This window comes from Variovorax sp. 10N432 (assembly GCF_056394465.1).
In genome coordinates, this window is record NZ_JBFTHX010000050.1 from 18,620 (window position 1) to 41,766 (window position 23,147).

The window sequence follows — 23,147 nt, forward strand, 5'->3', positions numbered from 1 at the left end:
ACCGATGACCGCGCACACGAAACGATGGACCCATCGACCAGAGGGATCCAACTGGGGCGACTTCGGCGAAGACGACCGCCTGGGGCGGCTCAATCTGCTGGACACCGATCGGGTGTTGCGGGGGTTGCAGGAGGTCAGGGATGGCCGCGTCTTTTCGCTCGCATTGCCCTTGAATCTGCCCGGCGGCGAATCGTCCATCGGCCGGCAGCCGCCGCGTTGGGCTGCCAGTGCGGAAGACGAGGGCTGCCGGTGCAATTTTCATCGGCCGTTCACGGACTTGCTGGCGGGAGCGACGGGCTATGTGTGTGACGACGTGGTGACGCTGCACACACAGTATTCGACGCAATGGGACGGGCTTGGCCATGTCGGTGTCGATTTCGACATCCTTGGCAATGGGAGCGCGCAGCTGACCTACTACGGTGGATTTCAGGCACGCGACATTCAGCTTTCCGATGTCGATGGGACATGGCCGACCAATCCGCTGGGGATCGACCAGATGGCCAAAGCCGGGGTTCAGGGGCGGGCCGTGCTGGTCAATCTGCGAGCGATGTGCGGAGACGCGCGTGTGGTGGTGGGTTACGAGCTCTGGATGGAGGCTCTTGACCGGCAGCGCATTCAGATCCAGCCTGGCGACATGGTGTGCATCTACACCGGCTACAGCGACTTGCTGCTTGAGATGCAAGGCAAGCCGGACCACGAAAGGCTGCGGCGGAGTTGTGCCGCGCTGGACGGGAGCGATCGCCGCCTGCTGCAATGGGTCACCGACAGCGGCGTGGTGGCCCTGTGCGCAGACAACAACGCGGTGGAAGTGGTAGACCGTGGCTCGTTTCACGCGGCGCGACCCAAGCCCTTTCTGCCGTTGCATGAACATTGCCTGTTCAAGCTGGGGGTCCATCTGGGCGAACTGTGGTTCTTGGGCGAGCTGGCGCAAGCGCTTGAAGCCGAAGGGCGTTCGGCTTTTCTGCTGACGGCCCCACCGCTGCGTCTTCCAGGGGCGTTCGGGTCTCCTGTGACGCCCATCGCCACGATCTGAATCACCCTGGCGGCGTCATCCGGCGCGTTTGCGTCCCGTCCCTCGACTGGGCGAATGTGCTCGACCGCCGGGCCAAAGAAGCGGCAGTGGGTGCCCTCGGTCACATACCCAGATGGAGGCCGGACGAGGCGAGGTGTGTCGCGCAACGGATGCGCCGCCGGCAGCGGCTCATCGTCAAAGACGTCGACGGCGGCTGCCGCGATGCGGCCTTGGCGGAGCGCATTCGCCAGCGCGCGTTCATGGACTCGATGGGGCCGCGCGTCGTGTTGACCAGGATGGCGTGGCGCTTCATTCTCGCCAAAGCCGGCTTCGTCTACCAGTCCTTCGGTGCGAGGAAACAGCCGCGTGTGAATGCTGGGAACATCGGATTCACGAAACAGTTTTTACGGTCCACAAGGCGTGCACCGGCCGCAGCCGCATCGCGGCGCACCGGTTCCCGGTCGGCATGCTGGAGCGCGGCGCCCATGTCGCGCCGCACGTGGCGACGTGATTAGACATCCCAGGTGAATACATCGCGCGTGCGTTCCACCGGCGTGAGCGAGGACCGCCATGACGACGCGAGCTTTTGGGTCATCTTGCCGACCGTCCAGCCATCGCTCTCGTGCATCGTGCGCACGGGGCGTGGCTGCGAATAGAGGTGAACTTCCTTGCCACGCACGCCGATGATCTGCCCGTTGATGTCCCTGGACGCGTCGCTCGCGAGATACGCCACCAGCGGGGCCACGGCGGCGGCGCCTTCAGCCTCACGTTGCTTCACCACCACCTGGTCTTCTTCAGAGCGCCCGGTCGCGCCTGTGGTCATGCGGCTGAACGCCAGCGGCGACACGCAGTTGGACCGCACGCCGTGCGCCTCCAGCTCGATCGCCAGCGAGCGAGAGAGTGCCGCCACACCGTTCTTGGACGCCGCGTAGTTGGCCTGGTTCATCGAGCCGATCAGGGCCGCCGTGGAGGTGAGGTGAACAAAGGCACCCGATCTCTGCCGGACGAAATGCGGCGCTGCCGCACGGCTCAAGTAGAAGGCGCCGCTGAGGTTGACGCGCAGCACAAGGTCCCATGCATCGGCATCCATTTCACAAAAGGGCGCGCCACGCATGATGCCGGCGTTGTTCACGACGGCGTCAAGGCGTCCAAAGGCGTCGAGCGCGGCCGCCACGAGCTGGGCGCCGCTGTCTGTCTTCGAGATGTCCGCGCTGCTGGCAATGGCCTTGCCGCCGCGCGCTGCAATCTCGTCGACCACCGATTGCGCAACGCTGGCGTCTGCGCCGTCCCCGTTGAGCGCCGTGCCCGTGTCGTTGACGACGACGGACGCGCCCTCCGCCGCCATCAACAAGGCGGATTCACGGCCAATGCCACGACCCGCGCCGGTGACGATGACCACACGGCCGGAAAGATATGGTGAAGTCATGTCAGCCCTTGCCGTCTCCGGCGGTTTTTTCGATGACGATCGCTGTCCGCTGCTTCAGGAGGGGGCCTTTGCCCTGCGAGGACCGCCGTACATTTCGGTTCCGCTCGCCGCGAACCAGCCCGCATCGACCGGCAGATTGATGCCCGTGATCGCGCTCGCGCGCTTCGACGCAAGAAATTCGACCGCCTCGGCGACTTCGTCGGGCTCCACGCAGCGACCCAGCGCCGCATGTCGTCCCGGATCGCCCGCCGCGCTGGTGCCGCCGCCTTCGGACCAGCGTTTGAGGATGCGTGGAACCAGCGTTACCCCTGGAGAAACCGCGTTGACACGAACCCCCGCGTGCCCCCACTCGCAAGCCAGACTCTGCGTGAGGTTGATGACCGCTGCCTTGGTCGACGCATAGGCCAGCACGGGAGAGGCCTGCATGCCCGTCACCGACGCGATGTTGACAATGCTGCCGCCGCCGCGCTTCGCCATCTGCACACCGAAGACGGTGTTGCAGCGGAAGGTCCCTGACAGATTCACGTTCACGATGTGGTTCCAGGCATCCTCGGTGATCTGCTCCGGCGGCAAAACCAGCTGAAATGCACCTGACGACACCACCAGCGCATCGGCGCCGCCCAGCTCGGTTTCGACGCCACTGGCAAGGGCGTTGATCTGCCCCGCATCGGTCACGTCCACCGACCGCGCCACGCCACCGATCTCCTGCGCGAGCACTTCGGCCGCGGCAGCGTCGCGATCGGCGACCACCACACGCCAGCCCATTCGCGCCATCAATCGGCAGACGGCGGCACCGATACCGTTTGCACCGCCGATGACGACGGCGACTTCTTGCTTGTTGGATGTTGTCTGCATGTCAGTCGAGCGGTATGTTGGCGCTGTTCACGATGCCCTCCCAGAGGGCGATGTCCTGGTTGACGCGGTCAGAAAGCTGAGCCGGCGTGGTGCCGATGGCATCGAAGCCCAACTCGGCCAGCATGGCCACCACGGCAGGCACGCGCAGCGCGTCCAGCACGGCGGCGTTCCATTTGGCGACGATCGGTGCCGGCGTGCCCTTGGGCAGGAAGACGCCCTGCCACAGCGTACCCCCGGTCAGACCTTTCACGCCCGCCTCTTCGAGCGTGGGCACGTTCGGCAGCGCCCGGTTGCGCTTCGGGCTGGTCACGGCAAGGATCTTCAGCTTGCCGGCTTCGGCCAGCGGGCGTGCGCTGGTCACGGTGTCAAGCGCCACCTGCACTTCACCGCCCATGAGGCCCACCAGCATCGGGCCGTTGCCCTTGTAGGGCACGTGCGTGAGTTCGATGCCGGCGGTCCGGTTGAACACCTCCTGCAGCAGATGCAGGGGTGACGCCACGCCGGCCGTGCCGTAGAACAGCTTCTGAGGGCGAGCCTTGGCATAGGCGATCAATTCGGCCACGGAGTTGACCGGCACTTGTGCGCCGACGGTCAACACGTAGGGCCCCTGCGAAATCAGGCTCACCGGCACGAGATCATGGCGGACGTCGTAGCCGGCGGTCTTCTTCATGGTGACCGGGTGGATGGTCACGCCATTGGGGGCGAACAGTGCCGTGTAGCCATCGGGCGCCTGGCGACCCACGTAGGCAGCGCCCATGGTTCCGGACGCGCCAGGGCGGTTGTCGACGATGACCGGTTGACCCATGGTCTTCGCCATGTGCTGCGCCAGGAGTCGCGCCACCGGGTCGGTGGACCCGCCAGGCGGATACGCCACCACCAGGGTGAGGGGACGGCTGGGAAAACGATCCTGGGCGTGCACCGCTGTGGCTGCGATGCAGGTACCCATGCAGACAGCGCCGAGCAAGGCGCGTCTTGTGAGGGCTGCGAACATTTTGTCTCCGATATTTTGAACTGACGCGCTGGATGTTTGCACGAAACCCGTGGGTTCACATGTGCGGCGCACGCACATCATCCTTTCGCGAACCGCAACACCCGATGCCCGGACGCCTATGGCTGCGAGACACCCATTCGCTTCACCATGAAGTCCACGAACACCCGAACTTTCTTGGGCACGTAGCGGGTTTGGCGGAACACGGCGTAGATGCCGTTGGTGAACGTGTAGTTGGTCGTGCGGTAGTCGGGCAGGACCTGCATCAGCCGACCGTCCTGAAGGTCGGCATAAATACCCCAGTCCGTGAGCAGCGAGACGCCCAGCCCAGAGAGGGTGACACGTCTGAGAACTTCGGCATTGTTGGTGTGAAAGCTGCCCGCGACTTTGAGTTCCTGCGCTGGCTCGCCCTTCTTGGAGAATCGCCAGGATGTCGTTTCGGAATCCAGCCGATAGGTCAGGCAGTTGTGCTGCATCAGGTCATCGGGTTTCTCGATCGATGGGTGAGCGGCAAGGTAGGCTGGACTCGCCACAAGGATGCGCTCGCTGGATGCGAGCTTGCGAACTAGAAAGGACGAATCCTCGAGTTCGCCGAGACGGATGTCGATGTCGAAGTTTTTGTCCATGAGGTTCACCGCGGTTTCGGAGAGTTGCAGCTCCACGGTGACCTTTGGATAGAGTTCGCAGAACTCCTTGATGCCCGGCGCAATGAGCTGTATGCCTACCGATGTTCTGGAGTGAATTCGCAGCAACCCCTGTGCGTCATCCTGCATCTGCCGGGCGGAAATCTGGACGTCAAGGAACTCCTCCAGCACCGGCTTGATTCTTTGGTAATAGGCTTCTCCGGCATCCGTGAGCACGACTTTTCGGCTCGTTCGGTTGAATAGCTGAATACCCAGTTCCTCCTCAAGCGCGGCAATGCGGCGGGAGACGGAAGCGGGCGATAAGTTGGAGGTTTTTCCTGCGGCGGAAAGGCTCCCGTCCTGCACGACTCTCAAAAATAGGTTAATGGAGTTGAACATCCTGTCTGATCCGATACAACGCGATTCTGTGCGTTCGTCCGTGACCAGCGAGGCCAGACCCGAGCTGGGCCGCGCGGCCAGCGCCGGCGCGAGGAACGACCTCGATACTGGCACAATCATGCACTGAACTTTCAGAACGTCAATCGCACGTGCAAAGGAATCTCCCCGTCAGGGATAGGGCTCGCACCGATCTGCTGGCGGAAGATCACTTCAGATCGATGTTGGCCGTCTTCATCACCTTCTCCCATTGAGCGATTTCGCGGTGGATGCGTGCGTCGAGTTGCTCGGGGCTCGATCCTGCAACCTCAAAGCCAAGTCCTGCCATCTTCTCCTTTACCTCGGGCACTGCCATCACCTTCACAATGGCGGCATTCCAGCGCTCGACAATGGGTCTTGCTGTGTTCTTGGGCAGGAAGAAGCCTTGCCATAGGTCCGCCTCAAGGCCCTTGATGCCGGACTCATCCAGCGTCGGGACATCGGGCAGTGCAGGATTGCGTTTGGGCGTGGTGACGGCCAGCATGCGCAGGCGCCCGGAATCGGCCAAAGCGCGCGCACCGGGAATGGTATCAAACCCGACCTGGATCTCGCCACCGAGGAGCGCCTTCACCACAGGTCCGTTGCCCTGGTACGGCACATGGGTCATCGTGGTGCCGGCTGCGCCATTGAAAAGTTCGGTCAACAGATGCAGAGGCGATGCAACCCCCGCTGTGCCGTAGAACACCTTGGTGGGATTGCGCTTGGCGTATTCGACGAGCTCGCGCACGTTGTTGACCGGCAGGTCGCGGTTGACCGTCAGAACGTAGGGACCCGTTGCGATCATGCTGACCGCGGTGAGGTCGGTTCGCACGTCGTAGCCGGCAGTGGCTTTCATGGTGACGGGGTGCAGTGTCACGCCGTTGGGCGCCAGCAGGATCGTGTAGCCATCCGGTTTGGATCGCGCCACATAGGCCGCACCAATGGTGCCCGCAGCGCCGGTTCGGTTCTCCACGACCACCGGTTGGCCGAGTTCTTGTGTGAGGTACGGCGCGAGCAATCGGGCCACGGGGTCCATGACCCCGCCTGGCGGATACGACAGAACCAGCTTGATCGGCTGCGAGGGGAAGGGGGCGGCCGGCTGCGCATGCGCGGCTCCCAGCGAGGCGAGTCCCAGCAAAGCCGCCAGGCCCCACGATTTGAATCTTTTGACCATCGTCATGTTGTCTCCTGTATCTGTTCAATACGAACGCCCTCACTGGCACCTTGGAAGCACTGGATCGTGTTTCCGGCGATGTCGACAAGGGTCGCTACCTTTCCGTGCGAACCCATATCCCGAACAGATTCCACACGGCCACCAAGTTCCTCGAATCGCTGGCACACAGCAGCGAGGTCGTTGACTTCAAAAACCACGACCACGCCCCGTGCCACTGCGGCCTCGCGCGGCCCGGCGATAGCGAAATTGTGACCTCCGGCATCGAATTGAACCCAGTGGTCGCCGTCGCGGAACTTCTCCTTCAGTTGGAGCGCGGACTGGTAGAAGTGCGCGAGCGCGCCGGCATCCTTGGCCGCGAGGTAGGTGTTCTGGATGCGCTGGACCGTGATGATCATGGACGGTGTCTCCTGGCGTTCGGGTTGTGCTGGATGCCGGTCTCGGGGGAACAGCGCGGAAATGCGTTCAAGCGATATGCGCTCGTCCGTTGCTGACCACTTGCACGTTGCGCAGCGGCTCGACGGCGCTGAATGACACGACGTCATCGTCACGCCAGATCAGGATGCGCAATGTTTCGCCGGGGTAGGCGGGTGACGCAAAGCGTCCCGAGAATGCTTTCAGCCGGGTGCCATCCATGTCGCAATGGGTTTGGACGACAGCGCGCGCGCACAGTCCGAACGAGAAAAGCCCATGCGATATCGGTCTCGGAAATCCGGCCTGTCTGGCGCGAACGGGATCCGCGTGCAGGGTGTTGTAGTCACCATTGAGCCGGTACAAAAGCGCTGCTTGCGGCGTGGTCGGCATGTCCACAGTGAGATCGGGTGCGCGATCGGGCAGCTTGTGCGGCGGCGGCACCGGCCCCGATGGACCGCCGAAGCCACCGTTTCCGCGGCACACGGTCGTGCCCGTGATCGACGCGATGAGCTCGTTCGAGTCCGCCAGGTAGAGCTTGCGTTCGGTAAGCAGAAGCGCACCCTTTGCTGCGCCCTTGTCGATCACGTCGAGCACACGTGTCTGGCCGATCACGGTACCCGAAGCCGGAAGGCCACGGTGCCAGACGATGCCCTGCTCGCCATGGACGATCATCTTGCGGTCGATGCCCAAAGCGGGATGGCCGGTCCAGGGGCCGGGATTGCCCAGCACCAGCGCCATCGTCGGAAAAACGTTCGGCGCCGGCTCCAGCACATACGAAAGCTCGGCCACATCGATCGGGTTCATGCCCAGGCCGAGACTGAGGCTGTACAGCATCGTGTCGCGCTCGGTGTAAGTCTGGACGATGTCGTCCACCTTCCATTCGAGCAGCTGTTGCCGGTTCAACGTCATCGTCAGCGTCCCTTGCGCGTCAGACTGGTTGCCACGGGAAGACATCCCGCGTGCGCTCCAGCGGCACAAACGAACTGGCCCACGCGGGTGCGAGCTGCTCACCCAGGGTCTCGGGCGTCCACGGATCGGCGCGCTGAAAGATTCGAATCGGCCGGGGCTGACTGTACAGATAGACCTCGTTGCCACGTACACCGAAGATCTGGCCGGTAATGTCCTTGGCGCCATCGCCCAGCAGGAAGGCAGCCACCGTGGCAATCTGCTCAGGCCGCGTTGTAGCCTTGCGCTTCTCAAGGTAGGCGGCCTGCTCTTCAGGGCTCTTGCCGGGAACGGATTCGATCATCCGACTGAATGCGTGGGGTGCGATGCAGTTGGATCGGACGTTGAAACGCGCCATGTCCAGGGCCAACGAACGCGACAGACCGGTGATGCCCGCTTTGGCCGATGCGTAGTTCGCCTGACCCAGACTGCCAATGAGCCCTGAGGTCGATGTCATGTGCAGGTACACGCCGGTGCTGCGGTCCCGGAAATGCGGTGCCGCCGCGCGGCTCACATGGAAGCTTCCGTACAGATGCACCTTCACCACGGCATCGAACGCTTCCGGGCTCAAGCGGTGGAATATGCCGTCGCGCAGGATGCCCGCGTTGTTGACGACCAGGTCGAGCGCTCCCCAGGTGTCCAGTGCCTGCTGCACGATGTGCTTTGCGCCGTCCCAGTCGGCCACGCTGTCGGTGTTGGCTACCGCATCGCCGCCGGCGCCTTTTATCATGCTTACCACCTCATCGGCAGGCGCCATGTCGTCTCCCTCGCCCTGCAGGCTTGCGCCCACGTCGTTTACCACCACCTTGCAGCCGTAGCGGCCGAGGAGCAGGGCGGTCTCGCGCCCGATGCCCCGCCCTGCGCCCGTCACCACGGCCACCTTGCCCGCGAGTCCTGTTGTCGTTTCCATTGCCGTGTCTCCTTTTCCGTTGATCTTGTTGATGGCGTTTTTCGCCCGTCAGCTGTGGGCCGATGTGGGCGCCAGCGTCCAGACCGGCGGCCTTTTTGAGCGGAATGCGCCCATGCCTTCGATTGCATCGGCGCTGCCAAGCGACGCCGCGGCCACTTCGATGGCGCGCGAGAAACCATCTTCGAAAGGCATGTCGCTGATTTCGCGCAGGAGGCGCTTGCTGCTGCGGAGCGCGGCCGGGCTGCAGCGCCAGATTTCCGATGACAGGGCGGCAAGCTCGGCTTCGATGCCCGAAGCGTCTTCGCAGACTCTCTGCATCAGTCCGATCTGCGATGCGTGCTCGGCGCCCACCGTGCGCCCACGCAGGACCAGGTCGGCGGTGGCGCGCGGACCGATGGCGCGCACGAGCGAGAACGCGATCATGCTCGGCGGAATGCCGATGCGCGCTTCGGGCACGCTGAAGGTGGCGCCGGTCTCGCAGATGGCCATGTCGCACCAGACCACCATGCCCATGCCGAGCCCGACCGTGCGGCCGGCCACGGCCGCAACCGTCGGCGCGGGGCAATTGATCAAAGCCTCGGCGAGCTCTCGCGCCGGCCGGATCTGCTCCATGGCATCCAGCGGCGCCGAGCCTTCGGTGCGCTGCAGACCGGCCACGTCGCGGCCTGCGCAAAAAGTTCCGTTGCGGCCACGGATCACGATGAGGCGGCAAGCCGCTTGTGCGCCGTGGTGGCGGATGCCGTCGGTCAAGGTGGCCAGCATGGTTTCGTTCAAGGCGTTGAGCTTGCCCGGGTTGTCCAGCCAGAAGGTCACCATGCCGTTGTCACCCACGGCGATCTCCACCCGTCCCATCAGATCACTCCCTGCTCGCGCAGGTCGGCGATGTCGGCGGTCGACAGCAATACGGTTTCGCGCAGCACCTGCTCGGTGTGCTCACCCAGACGCGGCGGAGGGCGTCGGGCGAAACTCGCCGTGTCGCCCACCTTGAACGGCACACCCAGCAGGTGAATGGCCTTGCCGTCCTGGTCGGTCATGTTCAGCACCATGTCATTGACCAGCGACTGCTCGTGCGTGAGTGCTTCCGCCACCGTGTGCATGGGTGCAACGGGCACGCCGAACTCGCCGAGCTTTCGCGTCCAGTTGATGGCCGTGTCCTGGAGAAAGGTTTCGGCAAAGATGTCGATGACTTCCTGCCGGCGTTCGAGGCGTTGTGCGTTGGTCGCCAGCGTCGGATCGTCGCGCAAGTCCAGGCGGCCGATGGCCTGGCACATGCGCCGCCAGGTCGCGTCGTTGAGTGCGCCCGTGACCAGTTCCACGTCCTTGCACTGAAAGGCCTGGTAGGGCACCTGGTTCCAGAGGCCGGAGCCTTCTTTCTGGGGCAGGACACCCGCTTCGAGCCAGGAGACGCCGTGGTAACTCAACAAGCCCAAGGCGGTTTCAAGCAGGGAAGCGCGCACGTTCGCACCTTTGCCGGTGCGCGCTCGGCCCATCAATGCAGACAGGATGGCGCTGTAGGCGAAGACGCCGGTCGTCATGTCGACAAACGACACGCCGGACCTTACCGACTGCCCGTCGCGCTCCCCCGTGAATCCCATGATGCCCGCGAACGCTTGCAGCAGCGAGTCGTATCCGGGGCGGTTGCGCATGTCACCCTTGGCACCGAATGCGGAGATGCCGCACACGATGAGACGCGGGTACTTCTCGCGGAAGAGCGCTTCGTCGATGCCCAGAACTTCGGCGACGTCCGGCAAATAGTTGTGGATCAGCACGTCGGCGCTGGCGAGCATCTCGTAGAGAATTTCACGGCCGCGCTCGGTCTTGAGGTTGAGCGTGATCCCGCGCTTTCCGCGGTTGACACTCATGAAATTGCAACTCTGGCCGGATGCGTTGAAAGGCGCCCAGCCTCGGTTCTCGTCGCCGTTCGGTCCCTCGACCTTGATGACGTCCGCGCCCATGTCGGCCAGCAATTGACCGCAGAAAGGTGCTGCCAGCACGCGGCTCACGTCGATGACCCGGATCCCGGCCAAAGGTCCCTCGCTCGTGTGGGTGTCGTCTTCGGCCGGGGTGATGTTCTGTTGTGGTTGCTGCATCAGGTTGTCCGCGTGCAAGCCTCAACGGCCGACCGCCTCCTCGATCACGGCGGGGGCGACGCTGATGTACGGGTCGAACTTGGCAACCTCCTTCTTGACCGCCGGGATGATCTTCTCCGCCCACAGCGTCAGCTGTTTGCACATGCGGTCGTGCGGGAGGTCGCCGATCTGGGTGTGGATGGCCACGTGGTGCGGGCGCACGATCCGGATGTCGCGCACCAGGCGCTCGATCACCGTGTCGACGTTGCCGACGGGGAGGTTGGATTTGATCTTTTCAAGCGTCAATTCTTCGGGGAACGGTTGCTCGTGAATCATGTAGTCGTCGGCAACGGACTCCTTGCGCGTCTTCAGCGCGACGGCCACCCGCTGCTGGTAGCGCGCGCATTCCACGAAGCGATCGATTTCGCTGTCGTCATCGCTGGCAAAGGCAAAGCGCAACAATCCCAGCTTGGCCTTGGCAGGGTCCTTGCCCTCGGACTCGCAGATGCCGTCGATGACACCACGCAAGCCGCCCATGCGCTTGTAGTTCCCGAGCCCGCCGCCGATGAAGATGGAATGGTCGTCACGGATGGCACGTCGCATCAGCGCAGGATCTCCGCTGGCGATCCAGACCGGGGGCATCGGCTTCTGCACCGTTCGCACGCTGATCGACGACGGCAGTTGCTTGTAGTAAGTGCCGTCGTAACTGAACTTCTTCTGAGTCAGTCCGCGCTCAATGATGTCCAGCATCTCTTGCGTGCGCTCCTTGGTGTTGTCCATCAATACACCAAACCGCTCGAACTCGAACTGCTGGTAGCCCCCGCCGATGCCCAGGTTGAGTCGCCCGCCGCACAGTTGGTCCGCGAGAGCGATCTCGGCCACGAGTCTTGCAGGCGTGTAGAGCGGCGCGATGATGACGCCGGGGCCCAGGCGGATGTTTTTGGTCAGTGCTGCGCAATGGGCGACCAACATCAGTGGCGACGGGCACAAACCGTAATTGGAAAAGTGGTGCTCCGCAAACCATGAGGCGCCGAAGCCGAGTTCGTCGGCAAGGCGTGTGAGCTCGACTGTGTTGGCGACGATCTCGTGAGATGAGAGTGTCTGATTGCGTTGTTGCAGGAGGTTGAAGATGCCGAAGTCCATTGCAGTTCCTGGTTTGTGTGGCGGTGCCGTGGGGGGTCAACGACCCTCGCTGGACGAAAGAAATTCTAGGTAGCGATACGGCGTGTGATAAGCGGAGCAACACGAACAATTGCTTTGCAAAAACCGGAATCAAGGTCGACCCAGGGAGTGTTCGCCCCTGGATAACGCGTATCGGTTTTCGTAAGTCTCGAAAAGCACCTTTGCAGTTTCTGTGAGGCATCCGCCTTTCGGCACGGCTAATAATTCCTTCGCCAAAGCGATATCCCAGCCCTGGCGCGCGGCTTCAGGCCGCCGCTCCGGCTTCATATAAAAGGAGACGGACTTGTCTCAACAGTCCCATTTCAGATTCGAGCCATTCCCTCAGTCGCCGGCGCTGATGGCGCTTCGCAAAGAAGTCCGGACTTTCCTTAGCGATGAGGAAAAGCAGGGCAGCTGGACCCCGGGCCCCGAGGGCTGGGCGGGCTTCGATCGCGGGTTCAGCAAGCGGCTTGCGGCGCGCGGCTGGGTGGGCATGACCTGGCCCAAGAAGTACGGCGGCCATGAGCGAACCGCCATGGAGCGCCACGTCGTCACGGAGGAGCTTCTCTCGGCCGGTGCCCCGGTGCGTGCCCATTGGGTCGCCGATCGGCAGAGCGGTCCGGTGCTCCTGCGTTTCGGGACCGAGCGGCAACGCGAGCTTTACCTGCCTCGCATCGCCGCGGGGGAATGCACGTTCTGCATTGGTATGAGCGAGGCCGGCTCGGGCTCGGATCTGGCCTCGGTCAAAACCCGCGCTGTGTCGGTCGAGGGCGGCTGGCGCGTGTCGGGTGCCAAGCTGTGGACCAGCAACGCGCACCGCGCGCACATGATGATTCTCTTTGCGCGAACGGCGAGCGCGGAAGAAGATCGGCGTGGCGGCGTGAGCCAGTTTCTCGTCGACCTCCAATCACCGGGCATCACCATCAACGGCATCCAGAACCTGGCAGGCGAATCCGATTTCAATGAAGTCGTTTTCGACGAGGTCTTCATCCCCGAAGACATGCTGATCGGCACCGTCGGCAACGGCTGGAACCAGGTGAGCAGCGAGTTGACCTATGAACGAAGCGGACCCGACCGCTGGCTCAGCACCTATTTCCTGCTTCGCCAACTGGTGGCGCATACCGCGCGACAGCCGAGTGGTTCATCGCATGCCGCGACAGGTCGACTCGTGGTCCATCTATGGACGCTTCAGCGGATGTCGTTGTCGATCGCCGGTATGTTGCAGCAGGGTGTCACGCCCTACACCGAAGCTGCGCTGGTGAAGGATCTGGGGACTGGATTCGAACGCGAGATTCCGGACATTGCACGCATGGTAGTGCCCGAGCTGGCGCGCCTGGGGGCAGACCACAACGATGTGCTGCAGGCTGCGCTGGAGCGAGCCACCTTGCACGCACCTTCTTTTTCGATCCGCGGCGGAACCCGAGAGATTCTGCGCGGCATCATTGCCAAGAGCATGGGAATGCGATGAGCGAATTGAACGATATGGTGGTCGAGTCGGCCACGCGCCTGTTTTCCGACGCGTGCACGGCCGACCTATATGACGGGTTGGAGGGGGGCGGCTGGCCAGCCGAGCTGTGGCGGCTGGCGACAGACACCGGCCTGACCTCGGCGATCGACACAGAAGACGATGGCGGGCGGTGCTTGCCCCTGGACTTGCTGACCGATCTTGCGCGGGCGGCGGGTGCCACAGCGGCGCCGATTCCCATTGTCGAAACCTTGCTGGGACAGTTCGCCCTGAACGCCGCTGGACTGGCGGTGCCTGAAGGCCCCCTCGCCTTTGGCCCGGTATTGACGACGGATGTGTTGGCGCTCGAACGCCGGGGTGCCGACTGGTTGCTGAGCGGAGACCTGCACCGCATACCGTGGGGGCGCCACGTGCACGCCATCGTCGCGGTGGCACGCTGCGGCGCGTCGCACGCCACGGTCTGCATTCCGCGGCCGACGCCATCCAGTCTGGGTCAGAACTACGCGGGTGAGCCGCGCGACAACTTCCTGTTTGATGCATGGCCGCTGGCGGCTGCGTCCGTGGGGGAGGAGGGTCGAGGTCTTGATGCCGACACCTTGTACTTTCACGCCGCCTTGTGGCGCTCCGCTCAGATGGTCGGTGCCATGCAGTCCGCGCTGGACCTGTCGCTGCGCTATTCGATGGAGCGGGAACAGTTTGGCCGCCCCATTGGAAAGTTCCAGGCTGTGCAGCAGCAAATGGCGATGATGGCGTCGCAGGTGGCGGCGGGAGCGGCCGCGGCCGCGGCCGCGGTCGCAGCGGCGGCGGACGGGCATCAGGCCGGTCTCGCCGTGGCCGCGACCAAAGCCCGCGTGAGCGAGGCGGCGGGGCATGTGGTGGCCATATCGCACCAAGTGCACGGTGCCATGGGATTCACGCGCGAACACGCGCTGCACCGGAGCACGCGTCGCCTGATGGCCTGGCGAGACGAATTCGGCTCAGAGGTCGAATGGTCGGCCTGGATCGGCCGCACGGTGGCGGGCATCGGTGGCGACCAGTTGTGGGCTTTTGTCACCGCGGCGCAAGACTTCGAGTCGGCCAACCGTTTTCGGCTGGATCGCCATGCTTGAGACCTTCTTCAATCCGACCAGTATCGCCCTCATCGGCGCGACCGACGACGCCACGAAGATTGGTGGAAAGATCGTGCTGACGCTCTTGCGTGAGAAGTACGCGGGCAGGTTCTATCCGGTGAATCGAACGAGCAGCAGCATCGCGGGTCACGCTGCATACCCGTCGATCGGCGCAGTGCCTGACAGCGTGGATCTGGCCTTGATCGCCGTTCCTGCCCGCCAGGTGCCGGGTGTTCTCGACGAATGCGCCGAGAAGGGCATCCGCAATGCCGTGATCTTCAGTTCGGGATTTTCCGAAGAAGGTGGTGAAGGCGCGGCGCTGCAGCGCCAGATCGAAGAAATCTGCCAACGCACCGGCATCCGTGTGAACGGACCCAATTCGGAAGGCCTCTTCAATGTGCATGCCGGCGTTGCGGCCACCTTCAGCCCAGCTCTGGATGTGCCGAGGCCGCCCCAGGGCAGCGTGGGCACCGGCATCGTCTCGCAAAGCGGGGGGCTCGGGTTCGCGCTCTACAACCGGGGGCGCCAGCGCAACATGGCCTTCAGCCACATCGTGAGTGTTGGCAACCAGGTGGATCTGGAACTCAACGATTACATCGACCACCTGCTGGACGACCCGGGGACGGGCAACGTGATGCTGTACGTGGAGAGCTTCCGCAAGCCAAAACGCTTTCTCGAGGTTGCCCGACGGGCAGCGCAACTCGAGAAGCCGCTCATCGTGGCCAAGGTGGGACGCTCCCGCGCCGGACAGCGCGCCGCGGCTTCTCATACCGGCGCGATGGCCGGTTCTGTTCGGGTCACGGATGCCGTGCTCGACCACTATGGGGTGCTGCGCGCCAACGACCAGGACGAACTGCTCGATCTGGCGGCCGCCTTCTCGCAAGGAAAGCGCATGCGCGGCAATCGCGTGGCGATCGTCTCGACATCCGGCGGCACCGCGGTCTGGCTCACCGATATCTGCGAAGAGATGGGATTCGAGGTCCCACCGATCGACGACGAACGCCAGGCGCGGCTGGCGCAGTTCATCCCGTCGTATGGGTCGACCAACAACCCCGTGGACATCACGGCCCAGGGGGTGAACGCGTACGCCCAGACGCTGGAGGTGCTGGGAGACGCGGACTATATCGACGCGATCATCATCGCGTCTTCCTTTGCCCACGATACGCGTCTGAAGAAGGAGGGCGAGGCGATTGCACGTCTGGTGAAGGAGTTGGACATTCCCGTCTTGATCTACACCTACACACTGCCGAGCGCGAGTTCCATGCAGATCCTGCAGCGGCTCGGCCTCTTTTGTTATTCCACCCTCACGGGATGCGTGCGCGGTCTTCAGGGGTTGCAAGCCTATTCGACATTCCAGGAGGAGTTGAACGATCGCTTCGGTGCGCCGGATGCGCAAGCGTTGCCGGCCGATGCCCGGCGTGCGCTGGAGGGAGCCGAAGCCACGATGTGCGAGTACGAGACCAAGCACCTGCTGGCCGCGTTCGACATCGGGTTGCCTGCCGAGCGCCTGGCGAAGACCTCCCAGGAAGCGGTAGCGTACGCCGCCGACATCGGTGGTGCGGTCGCACTGAAGATCCAGTCCCCGCACATTCCCCACAAGACGGAAGCCGGGGGCGTTCTTCTCAAACTCGAAACCTCGGAGGCTGTGCGGCAGGGCGCAGAAGCAATCTTGAAGAACGCGCGCTTGCATGTGCCGAACGCCGACATCCACGGCGTCCTGGTGCAGGCCATGGGCAAACCCGGTCTCGAGATGATGGCGGGCATCGTCAACGACGCGAGCTTCGGCCCGATGGTGATGGTGGGTTTGGGGGGCATTTACGTCGAGGTTCTCGAAGACACCGCGCTGGCGCCTGCGCCGCTGACGGCCCACACCGCACTGAAGATGGTCCAGTCCTTGAAGGGCTATCCGATGCTCTGCGGCGCCCGCGGGCGGCCGCCGTGCGATGTGCCGGCCCTGTGCCAGCTGCTCGTGAAATTGTCACAGTTGGCGGCCAGCACGGCAGACCGTCTGGTGGAGATGGACATCAACCCGATCCTGGTGCACGAAGAGGGCGCCGGTCTCACCATCGTTGACGCATTGGGCGTCAGGAGCCCCACGCCATGAGTGAACTTGATTTTGACGTCTCGCAAGGCATCGCAACCATCACCCTGAACCGGCCCGAAAAGCGAAACGCATTCAACACCCCGATGTTGCGGGCCTGGACGGCCGCACTTGAAGAGTCGCAGGCACGCGACGATGTGCGCGCCATCGTGCTGACCGGCGCGGGCCAGGCCTTCTGCTCCGGGGGTGACGTCGGCGGCATGAAGGATCGGGCGGAAGACACTGCTCTTGATCGAAAGAATTCGCTCACCGATCGCGTGCACCGCATCCCGTTGACGATGCTCGCGATGGACAAGCCTGTGCTCGTCGCGGTCAATGGGGTGGCCACCGGTGCAGGGATGGACATGGCGCTCATGGGCGACATCCGGATCGCGGCGGCGAGCGCGCGTTTTGCCGAAAGCTACGTGAAGATCGGCATCGTGCCGGGCGATGGCGGGGCGTGGTTCCTGCCGCGCATCGTCGGCATGTCGCGTGCTCTCGAACTGCTCTGGACCGGCCGCTTTGTCGATGCGCAGGAAGCGTTGAGGCTGGGCATTGTGAGCGATGTGGTTTCCGACGAAAGCCTAATGGGCCACACGCTGGCACTGGCGCAGCGGATCGCCGCCGGGCCGCCCGTCGCCATCCGCATGATCAAGCGTGCCGCACGCCAGGCGCAGACCATGGACCTGGCCTCCCACCTGGACCAGATCTCCTCGCACATGGCCGTGGTGTATGCCACGGACGATCACAAGGAGGCCGTGGCGGCATTCCTGGAGAAGCGGACGCCGGTCTTCACCGGAAAATAGAACGTGGCGCTTCCGTCCAGCTGCGCCCCACCACAGGAAACCCGACAAGGAAGCCCGATGCCCATCGCCAAATGCAACACCACCGCAGACCGTCACGCCGATGTCACGGCGATCGAACAGGCGCTGTTCCGCTACGCGCGTGGTGTCGATCGCAGAGACTGGGCGCTTGTCCGATCGGCCTACCACCCCGATGCGATCGACAACCATGGCAACTACAGAGGTCCGATCGACGGGTTTGTATCTTCGCTGGTGGCGCGTCACGCGCACATCGCGCAGTCGATGCATGTCGTCAGCAACGTGTTGGTCGAATTCAACGCGCCGGACAGCGCGTTGGTCGAGAGCTACTTCACGGCGTACCAGCGCCTGTCGCCCTCGGCAGGTGCGTCGCGGCAAACGTATCTGGACGGTGAGATTGCAAGCGACACCGACTCGGTGGACAACGAAGCCATTGGCCGCTACGTCGACCACTTCACGCGGCGCGAGGGTGAATGGCGCATCCAGCGCCGCGACGTCCTGTTCGATCTTTACCGTTCCAGGATCGCCCAGCGCGGCGCACCGGTCAACCCGGCGCTGACGCTGTCGGTCCGCGATCAGAGCGATCTCTTGTACACGCGCCGCCAGGAACTCGGTCTCTGAAGCATCGGCGTCAATGCGGAGCGCCCGGGACGACGCGCTCGTGAAAGAAATCGACCCGATACAGCACGTCGCGGGCAGATCCGTCCCGGGCTTGTGAGCCCGCAGCAAAGTCCATCGGCTTGAGGGCCGCCGCGTGAAACGCTTCGTCTTCCAGCGCCGCCGTAGCGTGCGAGGGTGTGTCGAACAGCAGAACTCCATGACGCTGTCGAATTGCGATGGCGGGAGAACCCACTGCAGTTCCCCATGCGCACCGGGTCACCGAGGCGTCAAACGGAGGCGCGGCCAGGGTCCGTCCCACGGCCTTGCATGCCGCACCGAGAGCCGCATCCGATACACCCTCGCGCCGGATGAAACGCAGCAATGCGATCTTCGATAGTGGATGGACCGAGCTTGCCGATGCGCTGTTCCGTCAGCATCGCCGAGTCATAGACCGGCGGTTGAAACACCCGAAGTTCGTCCTGCTGCGTGCTGGGGCGGTGCAATGGGTCACTGCTGGCGCGGTCGGCCCATTCGGGGCTGCCCGGAAACAGCAGGCCAAGGCCGTCGCGTTGCATGGCCGCTGTACCGCCACGCATGGCCATGACCACGCCGTAGTTGGTGCGAGGGTGGCGTTTCAAACTGTGCGGGAAGGTGCCGCCGAGATCGCCGTGGGCGTCCTAGCGTGGGAGGAAGTCGGGCACCGCGATGACGGGGTTGCGTCGCACGAAGTAAAAACGCTTTCAGACGGGGGGCACGCGCTTGCGTTCGTGGCGATCCCCAGCGTATGACGAACACTGCCAGCGCCGATGCCGAAATCGTTCCGGTTCTCGCAAAGAAACTGTGCGCACCACGCGCTTCTGTTTGGCCGTTCGCATGCCTAGAATTTTTCGACGCCAACGATCGGCGGAAATGCACCGCATCGACTGTCCGCAGCGGCGCGGTCAAAGGAACGACATGTCCGATATGAACTCTCTGCAGCAACCAGCGTGCGCGCCATTCGACCCACGCGAATTTCGGCGTGCCCTTGGTACTTTCCCCACCGGCGTGGCCATCATCACAACGTGCGACGGAGAAGGTGTGCCGGTAGGCCTGACCTGCAATTCGTTCAGCTCCGTGTCGCTGGATCCACCACTGGTGCTGTGGAGTTTGCGCACCTCGAGCAAGTTGCTGCAAGCTTTCCGTGAGACGTCTGCCTTTGCCATCAACGTACTGGCGGAGGACCAGAGCGCGCTCTCGGCGCGATTTGCAACAAGCTCGATCGTGGACAAGTTCGAGGGCGTTGCGCACAGCCCAGGCTTTCGTGGTGTGCCACTCATCGATCACTGTGTCGCCCGATTCCACTGCAGCACGTCTTCCGAGCACGAGGCTGGCGACCATGTGATCTTTATTGGCAAGGTCGAGCACTTCGAGCACGGGCGCGAGGAAGACCCGTTGGTGTTTTACAAGGGCGCGTACATGATGCTCGCCCAGTCGCTGCGAGCGTTATCGGCCGAGGGTCGCGTATCGACGCCGGCCTTGATCGAAGCACGCGCCAGGGTCTATGGCGTTCTTCTGCGTCTGGCATGCGAGAAGGGCAATGACGGTGACTTCGATGGGCTGGAGAAACTCCTGCAGGAGATGGATGCGCAAAAGGCCCGCGGTGACATGGCGGCGCGCGCCGTGGCAGCGCTCGATTTTTTCAAGCTGTTGACCCAGGCCGCGCACAACGATGTGTTGGCCATCGTCGCCCAGTCGTTGGGTACGCTCATGCAGCATTCCGTGACGGCACAGGCTGCGGCCCTGCCCTGGGAAGCCATGCACCAGCCAGAGCTGACACCGTTGCGGCACAAGATGGTGGAGCGCATGCGCGCCCGCGATGCGGAAGGCGCCACGGAGGCCATGACCACGTACTTCGGGCATGTCGAGAAGTTCCAGCGCGAGATGGCGGTGGCCAGCGCCAACGCGCCAACCATGCCGACCTGACCTGCGTGCAGGCACGCGGGCCAGGCCCGCGTTTTCCGTGCTCAGTTCACCGGTTTGAACATGGGCACCAGCGTGCCGTTGCCCGCCGCGTGGAAGACGACCTGCACGGCAATGCCGATGCGAATGGCATCGACGTCACAGCCGATGATGTTGCTCATCATGGCAGGGCCTTCTTCCAGCGCGACATAGGCTACGGCGTAGACCGGCCTGGACCGGCGCATCACGGTGTAGCTGTACACGGTGCCTCGACCCGGCGAATCGTGCCATGCGACCTTGTCGCTGAAGCAGAACGGACACAAGGCACGCGGATACCAGTGCGTGCGGCCGCAGTCGCTGCAACGGGGCAGCATGAACCTGCCTTGCGCAGCGCCCTCTTGGAACCTCAGCGATTCAGGTTGACGGCCAACGTCTGCCAGGACGCGCGTGGATTCTTCCAAAGCTACCGTGCTCATTCTTCAGACCCTTTCCATGATCAACGTGGCGCTGCCGTGGCGCGTGCCCAATGAGCCCCCGGTGCCATGCGCAAGCGCGAGCCGGCAGTCGGGCACCTGAACGGCAGGGTGCGCCTCTCCGCGCAGCTGGCGCACCGCTTCGATCACCTTGGTCATGCCACCGCGATTGGACGGATGGTTGTTGCACAGGCCGCCACCGTCGGTGTTGATGGGCAAGCCGCCGACGCCGGAGATCAGTTGGCCGTCCATCACGAAACGACCGCCTTCTCCCTTGCGGCAGAAACCCAGGTCTTCGAGCTGCATCAGCACCGTGATGGTGAAGCTGTCGTAGATCGATGCGTACTGAATGTCTTTCGGCGCCACGCCCGCTTCGGCGAATGCCGCTGGACCGGACCAGGCCGCACCCGTGTAGGTCAGGTCGACGGCGCCGCCCATCTGGCCTTTGATGCTTTCGCCAGCCCCGAGCACCCGCACCATCGGCCGCCCCAGGCTCTTCGCAATCTCGGGTCGCGTGACGATGAGCGCACCGCCGCCGTCGCTGATCACGCAGCAATCCAACCGGTGCAACGGGTCCGCCACCATCGGCGAATCCAGCACCTGCCGAACCGTCAGAACATCGCACAGCATGGCATTGGCGTTGTGCTGCGCGTGGTGCGACGCCGCCACCTTGATCCAGGCGAGCTGCTCGCTCGTGGTGCCGAACTCGTGCATGTGCCGCATGGCAGCCATTGCATACATGTTCACGGTGGCGGGCGCATGAGGAAGCTCCCATTCAAGATCGGGCTGGTTGGGATTTCCGGGGCGCGGGGCCGTGCCTGTAGCCGTGCCGTCGCTGCGCGGCTTGCCTGCCAGCGTGATGAGCGCGACATTGCATTTTCCGCTCGCGATGGCCTGTGCCGCATGTGCGACGTGGATCAGGTAGGAACTCCCGCCCGTGTCCGTCGAGTCGACGTGGCGCACGCGAAGATTCATGTAGTCGACCATCGACAACGGACCCATGCCAGGCGCATCCCCCGCGCAAAAGTAGCCATCGACGTCGTCCTTCGAGAGGCCCGCATCGGCCAGCGCGCCGCGCGCGCATTCGGCATGCAGTTGGGCGACGGATTTCTCCGGTGCGTGCCGAGTGGGGTGTTCGAATGCGCCTGCAATGCAGGCCTGTGCCTTGATCGTCATGGCGACACAGCATACCGGCGCGCCCTGCAAGCAATGCTTGCAAGGCGCGCAAAGCAGCTTTGTGGCGTTCAATGGCGCAATGGCTTGAGCGGCGCGCTGCGACACGGACAATGGCTTTCCCACATGCCGGAGACAAGATGTCGAGCGCTCTCTTTCAGCCCCTCACCCTGCGTGGCCTCACGTTGCCCAACCGCATCGTTGTCTCACCGATGTGTCAGTACAGCGCCGTCGATGGCAGCGCGACCGATTGGCACATCCTGCACCTGGGGCAATACGCGGTGTCCGGCGCTGGTCTCGTGATGATTGAGGCCACTGGCGTTGAACCAGCGGGGCGCATCACCGCCGAATGTCTGGGCTTGTGGTCCGACGAGAACGAAGCAGCGCTTGCGCGCGTGATTCGCACCATTCGCCCTTACGCGAGCATGCCGATCGGCATCCAGCTGAGCCATGCAGGCCGAAAGGCATCGGTGAGGCGACCGGGTCAGGGGCGCGGTCCCTTGCCGCGAGAAGAAGGCGGCTGGCAAACTTATGGGCCCACGGCGCAGCCCTTCGACAAGGGATGGGATGCGCCGCTCGCGCTCGACCGGGCGGGCATGGACCGCGTGGTGTGCGCATTTGCCCAGGCTGCGCAGCGTGCCGACCGCGCGAGCCTGGACTTGTTGGAAATTCATGCTGCTCACGGGTATCTCTTGAGCGCCTTTCTTTCGCCGCTAGGCAATGGGCGCACCGACGAATACGGTGGAAGTCAACGCAATCGCATGCGGTTTCCGCTGGAGGTCTTCGACGCGGTGCGCGCGGCGTGGCCCGCGCAAAAGCCGTTGGGCATGCGCTTCAACGGCACCGATTGGCTGCCGGAGGGCCTGCAAGGGGACGATGCGGTGGCCTTTGCGCGTGAGCTCAAGGCCCGTGGATGCGACTACATGGACTTGTCATCGGGCGGCAGTGCGCCAGCCGAAATTCCCCTGGCGCCAGGCTACCAGGTGCCTTACGCCGCGCAGGTGCGGCGTGAGGTCGACGTGCCCACCATGTGCGTGGGATTGATCCGAGACCCGTTGCATGCGCAGGCGATCGTCGCTGACGGCGAGGCGGATCTGGTGGCTTTGGGCCGTGGCATGCTCAACGATCCGCGCTGGGCTTGGCATGCGGCAGAGGCCTTGGGTGCGAAGACGCAGGTTCCACACCAGTACATGCGAGGCGAAACCCGTGCTGGAATGCCGTCTCAGGACACGATCGTCCGTGCGACATGAGTGCCAAGCTCGGACTTTGATTTGCGATGGCTAGTGTCGTGAGTTAGAATTTATCCGTAAATAGGTAAACTGTCGATCCGAGCCGCATTGGGCGCGGCGACGGATCGAGATCTTGGCGAAACGTGTTGAGTCGTGGGTGGTGACCGATGAGTTCTGGCAGCGTGTGGAGCCGCTGATTCCTGCGCGCTCGGCGGCAGACAAGATCTATGTGCGCAAGCCAGGGGCTGGCCGGCCACCAAAGCCGGCTCGA

22 protein-coding genes and 2 pseudogenes are annotated in these 23,147 nt (G+C 63.6%); 10 read left to right on the top strand and 14 right to left on the bottom strand.

The window, feature by feature from the left end:
- Positions 1-4 precede the first annotated feature (4 nt).
- On the top strand, positions 5-1,033 hold the full coding sequence (locus tag AC1DF3_RS32770; RefSeq protein WP_478142215.1) for a cyclase family protein: 1,029 nt from the start codon (positions 5-7) through the stop codon (positions 1,031-1,033).
- 182 nt (positions 1,034-1,215) lie between these two features.
- On the opposite strand, the pseudogene AC1DF3_RS32775 reads toward AC1DF3_RS32770, so the two are convergent.
- The 12 genes and pseudogenes from AC1DF3_RS32775 to AC1DF3_RS32830 all read right to left on the bottom strand — a co-directional run.
- Positions 1,216-1,413, bottom strand: a pseudogene (locus tag AC1DF3_RS32775) (hypothetical protein); the annotation flags it as partial.
- A 110-nt stretch (positions 1,414-1,523) separates the two neighbouring features.
- Positions 1,524-2,438, bottom strand: coding sequence for an SDR family NAD(P)-dependent oxidoreductase (locus AC1DF3_RS32780; RefSeq protein ID WP_478142216.1), 915 nt, complete (start codon positions 2,436-2,438; stop codon positions 1,524-1,526).
- Between the two features lie 54 nt (positions 2,439-2,492).
- Positions 2,493-3,293 carry an SDR family NAD(P)-dependent oxidoreductase gene (locus AC1DF3_RS32785; RefSeq protein ID WP_478142217.1) on the bottom strand — a complete coding sequence of 267 codons (801 nt, stop codon included), beginning with the start codon at positions 3,291-3,293 and terminating at the stop codon, positions 2,493-2,495.
- Position 3,294: 1 nt separating this feature from the next.
- Positions 3,295-4,284: a Bug family tripartite tricarboxylate transporter substrate binding protein gene (locus tag AC1DF3_RS32790; protein ID WP_478142218.1), complete on the bottom strand. Its 990-nt coding sequence runs from the start codon at positions 4,282-4,284 to the stop codon at positions 3,295-3,297.
- A 116-nt stretch (positions 4,285-4,400) separates the two neighbouring features.
- Complete coding sequence (locus tag AC1DF3_RS32795; protein ID WP_478142219.1) at positions 4,401-5,303, bottom strand: LysR family transcriptional regulator; 903 nt, start codon at positions 5,301-5,303, stop codon at positions 4,401-4,403.
- Between the two features lie 205 nt (positions 5,304-5,508).
- Entirely contained in the window at positions 5,509-6,498 is a 990-nt protein-coding gene (locus AC1DF3_RS32800) for a Bug family tripartite tricarboxylate transporter substrate binding protein (protein ID WP_478142220.1), read from the bottom strand.
- Positions 6,495-6,887: a VOC family protein gene (locus AC1DF3_RS32805; RefSeq protein ID WP_478142221.1), complete on the bottom strand. Its 393-nt coding sequence runs from the start codon at positions 6,885-6,887 to the stop codon at positions 6,495-6,497. The genes AC1DF3_RS32800 and AC1DF3_RS32805 overlap by 4 nt, the downstream gene beginning before the upstream one ends.
- 67 nt (positions 6,888-6,954) lie before the next feature.
- Positions 6,955-7,857 (bottom strand): MaoC family dehydratase, encoded by a 903-nt coding sequence (locus AC1DF3_RS32810; RefSeq protein WP_478142222.1) that lies wholly within the window; start codon positions 7,855-7,857, stop codon positions 6,955-6,957.
- Entirely contained in the window at positions 7,832-8,758 is a 927-nt protein-coding gene (locus AC1DF3_RS32815; protein ID WP_478142223.1) for an SDR family NAD(P)-dependent oxidoreductase, read from the bottom strand. The genes AC1DF3_RS32810 and AC1DF3_RS32815 overlap by 26 nt, the downstream gene beginning before the upstream one ends.
- Positions 8,759-8,806: 48 nt before the next feature.
- Positions 8,807-9,610, bottom strand: a complete 804-nt coding sequence (locus AC1DF3_RS32820) for an enoyl-CoA hydratase/isomerase family protein (RefSeq protein WP_478142224.1) — start codon at positions 9,608-9,610, stop codon at positions 8,807-8,809.
- A complete protein-coding gene (locus AC1DF3_RS32825; protein ID WP_478142225.1) occupies positions 9,610-10,848 on the bottom strand; it encodes a CaiB/BaiF CoA transferase family protein in 1,239 nt (412 codons plus the stop codon). Before AC1DF3_RS32825 ends, AC1DF3_RS32820 begins: the two co-directional genes overlap by 1 nt.
- A gap of 21 nt (positions 10,849-10,869) precedes the next feature.
- Positions 10,870-11,970 carry an LLM class flavin-dependent oxidoreductase gene (locus AC1DF3_RS32830; protein WP_478142226.1) on the bottom strand — a complete coding sequence of 367 codons (1,101 nt, stop codon included), beginning with the start codon at positions 11,968-11,970 and terminating at the stop codon, positions 10,870-10,872.
- A 322-nt stretch (positions 11,971-12,292) separates the two neighbouring features.
- On the opposite strand from AC1DF3_RS32830, the gene AC1DF3_RS32835 reads away from it, so the two are divergent.
- The 7 genes from AC1DF3_RS32835 to AC1DF3_RS32865 all read left to right on the top strand — a co-directional run bounded on the left by AC1DF3_RS32835 (position 12,293) and on the right by AC1DF3_RS32865 (position 20,025).
- Complete coding sequence (locus AC1DF3_RS32835) at positions 12,293-13,456, top strand: acyl-CoA dehydrogenase family protein (protein ID WP_478142227.1); 1,164 nt, start codon at positions 12,293-12,295, stop codon at positions 13,454-13,456.
- Entirely contained in the window at positions 13,453-14,562 is a 1,110-nt protein-coding gene (locus tag AC1DF3_RS32840; RefSeq protein WP_478142228.1) for an acyl-CoA dehydrogenase family protein, read from the top strand. The genes AC1DF3_RS32835 and AC1DF3_RS32840 overlap by 4 nt, the downstream gene beginning before the upstream one ends.
- Entirely contained in the window at positions 14,555-16,666 is a 2,112-nt protein-coding gene (locus tag AC1DF3_RS32845; protein ID WP_478142229.1) for an acetate--CoA ligase family protein, read from the top strand. Before AC1DF3_RS32840 ends, AC1DF3_RS32845 begins: the two co-directional genes overlap by 8 nt.
- Entirely contained in the window at positions 16,663-17,448 is a 786-nt protein-coding gene (locus tag AC1DF3_RS32850) for an enoyl-CoA hydratase-related protein (RefSeq protein ID WP_478142230.1), read from the top strand. The genes AC1DF3_RS32845 and AC1DF3_RS32850 overlap by 4 nt, the downstream gene beginning before the upstream one ends.
- A gap of 57 nt (positions 17,449-17,505) precedes the next feature.
- Positions 17,506-18,084, top strand: coding sequence for a nuclear transport factor 2 family protein (locus tag AC1DF3_RS32855; RefSeq protein ID WP_478142231.1), 579 nt, complete (start codon positions 17,506-17,508; stop codon positions 18,082-18,084).
- Positions 18,085-18,431: 347 nt separating this feature from the next.
- Positions 18,432-18,851 carry a hypothetical protein gene (locus tag AC1DF3_RS32860; protein WP_478142232.1) on the top strand — a complete coding sequence of 140 codons (420 nt, stop codon included), beginning with the start codon at positions 18,432-18,434 and terminating at the stop codon, positions 18,849-18,851.
- Between the two features lie 121 nt (positions 18,852-18,972).
- Positions 18,973-20,025 (top strand): flavin reductase, encoded by a 1,053-nt coding sequence (locus AC1DF3_RS32865; RefSeq protein ID WP_478142233.1) that lies wholly within the window; start codon positions 18,973-18,975, stop codon positions 20,023-20,025.
- Between the two features lie 41 nt (positions 20,026-20,066).
- On the opposite strand, the gene AC1DF3_RS32870 is transcribed toward AC1DF3_RS32865, so the two are convergent.
- Positions 20,067-20,477 carry a Zn-ribbon domain-containing OB-fold protein gene (locus AC1DF3_RS32870; protein ID WP_478142234.1) on the bottom strand — a complete coding sequence of 137 codons (411 nt, stop codon included), beginning with the start codon at positions 20,475-20,477 and terminating at the stop codon, positions 20,067-20,069.
- A gap of 3 nt (positions 20,478-20,480) precedes the next feature.
- The gene (locus tag AC1DF3_RS32875; RefSeq protein WP_478142235.1) at positions 20,481-21,650 is read right to left on the bottom strand and encodes a thiolase domain-containing protein; all 1,170 of its coding nucleotides are present in this window, start codon (positions 21,648-21,650) and stop codon (positions 20,481-20,483) included.
- A 137-nt stretch (positions 21,651-21,787) separates the two neighbouring features.
- On the opposite strand from AC1DF3_RS32875, the gene AC1DF3_RS32880 reads away from it, so the two are divergent.
- Together AC1DF3_RS32880 and AC1DF3_RS32885 are read left to right on the top strand one after the other, a co-directional pair.
- A complete protein-coding gene (locus AC1DF3_RS32880; RefSeq protein WP_478142236.1) occupies positions 21,788-22,897 on the top strand; it encodes an NADH:flavin oxidoreductase/NADH oxidase in 1,110 nt (369 codons plus the stop codon).
- Between the two features lie 112 nt (positions 22,898-23,009).
- A pseudogene (locus AC1DF3_RS32885) lies at positions 23,010-23,147 on the top strand (IS5/IS1182 family transposase); the annotation flags it as partial.

Bases quoted from the DNA above. Each gene is read 5' to 3' on its own strand.
- AC1DF3_RS32795 (WP_478142219.1), bottom strand. From the start codon at position 5,303: ATGTTCAACTCCATTAACCTATTTTTGAGAGTCGTGCAGGACGGGAGC.
- AC1DF3_RS32825 (WP_478142225.1), bottom strand. From the start codon at position 10,848: ATGCAGCAACCACAACAGAACATCACCCCGGCCGAAGACGACACCCAC.
- AC1DF3_RS32875 (WP_478142235.1), bottom strand. From the start codon at position 21,650: ATGACGATCAAGGCACAGGCCTGCATTGCAGGCGCATTCGAACACCCC.
- AC1DF3_RS32830 (WP_478142226.1), bottom strand. From the start codon at position 11,970: ATGGACTTCGGCATCTTCAACCTCCTGCAACAACGCAATCAGACACTC.
- AC1DF3_RS32880 (WP_478142236.1), top strand. From the start codon at position 21,788: ATGTCGAGCGCTCTCTTTCAGCCCCTCACCCTGCGTGGCCTCACGTTG.
- AC1DF3_RS32770 (WP_478142215.1), top strand. From the start codon at position 5: ATGACCGCGCACACGAAACGATGGACCCATCGACCAGAGGGATCCAAC.
- AC1DF3_RS32870 (WP_478142234.1), bottom strand. From the start codon at position 20,477: ATGAGCACGGTAGCTTTGGAAGAATCCACGCGCGTCCTGGCAGACGTT.
- AC1DF3_RS32850 (WP_478142230.1), top strand. From the start codon at position 16,663: ATGAGTGAACTTGATTTTGACGTCTCGCAAGGCATCGCAACCATCACC.
- AC1DF3_RS32815 (WP_478142223.1), bottom strand. From the start codon at position 8,758: ATGGAAACGACAACAGGACTCGCGGGCAAGGTGGCCGTGGTGACGGGC.
- AC1DF3_RS32840 (WP_478142228.1), top strand. From the start codon at position 13,453: ATGAGCGAATTGAACGATATGGTGGTCGAGTCGGCCACGCGCCTGTTT.
- AC1DF3_RS32855 (WP_478142231.1), top strand. From the start codon at position 17,506: ATGCCCATCGCCAAATGCAACACCACCGCAGACCGTCACGCCGATGTC.
- AC1DF3_RS32780 (WP_478142216.1), bottom strand. From the start codon at position 2,438: ATGACTTCACCATATCTTTCCGGCCGTGTGGTCATCGTCACCGGCGCG.
- AC1DF3_RS32845 (WP_478142229.1), top strand. From the start codon at position 14,555: ATGCTTGAGACCTTCTTCAATCCGACCAGTATCGCCCTCATCGGCGCG.
- AC1DF3_RS32790 (WP_478142218.1), bottom strand. From the start codon at position 4,284: ATGTTCGCAGCCCTCACAAGACGCGCCTTGCTCGGCGCTGTCTGCATG.
- AC1DF3_RS32865 (WP_478142233.1), top strand. From the start codon at position 18,973: ATGCACCGCATCGACTGTCCGCAGCGGCGCGGTCAAAGGAACGACATG.
- AC1DF3_RS32860 (WP_478142232.1), top strand. From the start codon at position 18,432: ATGAAACGCAGCAATGCGATCTTCGATAGTGGATGGACCGAGCTTGCC.
- AC1DF3_RS32800 (WP_478142220.1), bottom strand. From the start codon at position 6,498: ATGACGATGGTCAAAAGATTCAAATCGTGGGGCCTGGCGGCTTTGCTG.
- AC1DF3_RS32820 (WP_478142224.1), bottom strand. From the start codon at position 9,610: ATGGGACGGGTGGAGATCGCCGTGGGTGACAACGGCATGGTGACCTTC.
- AC1DF3_RS32810 (WP_478142222.1), bottom strand. From the start codon at position 7,857: ATGTCTTCCCGTGGCAACCAGTCTGACGCGCAAGGGACGCTGACGATG.
- AC1DF3_RS32785 (WP_478142217.1), bottom strand. From the start codon at position 3,293: ATGCAGACAACATCCAACAAGCAAGAAGTCGCCGTCGTCATCGGCGGT.
- AC1DF3_RS32805 (WP_478142221.1), bottom strand. From the start codon at position 6,887: ATGATCATCACGGTCCAGCGCATCCAGAACACCTACCTCGCGGCCAAG.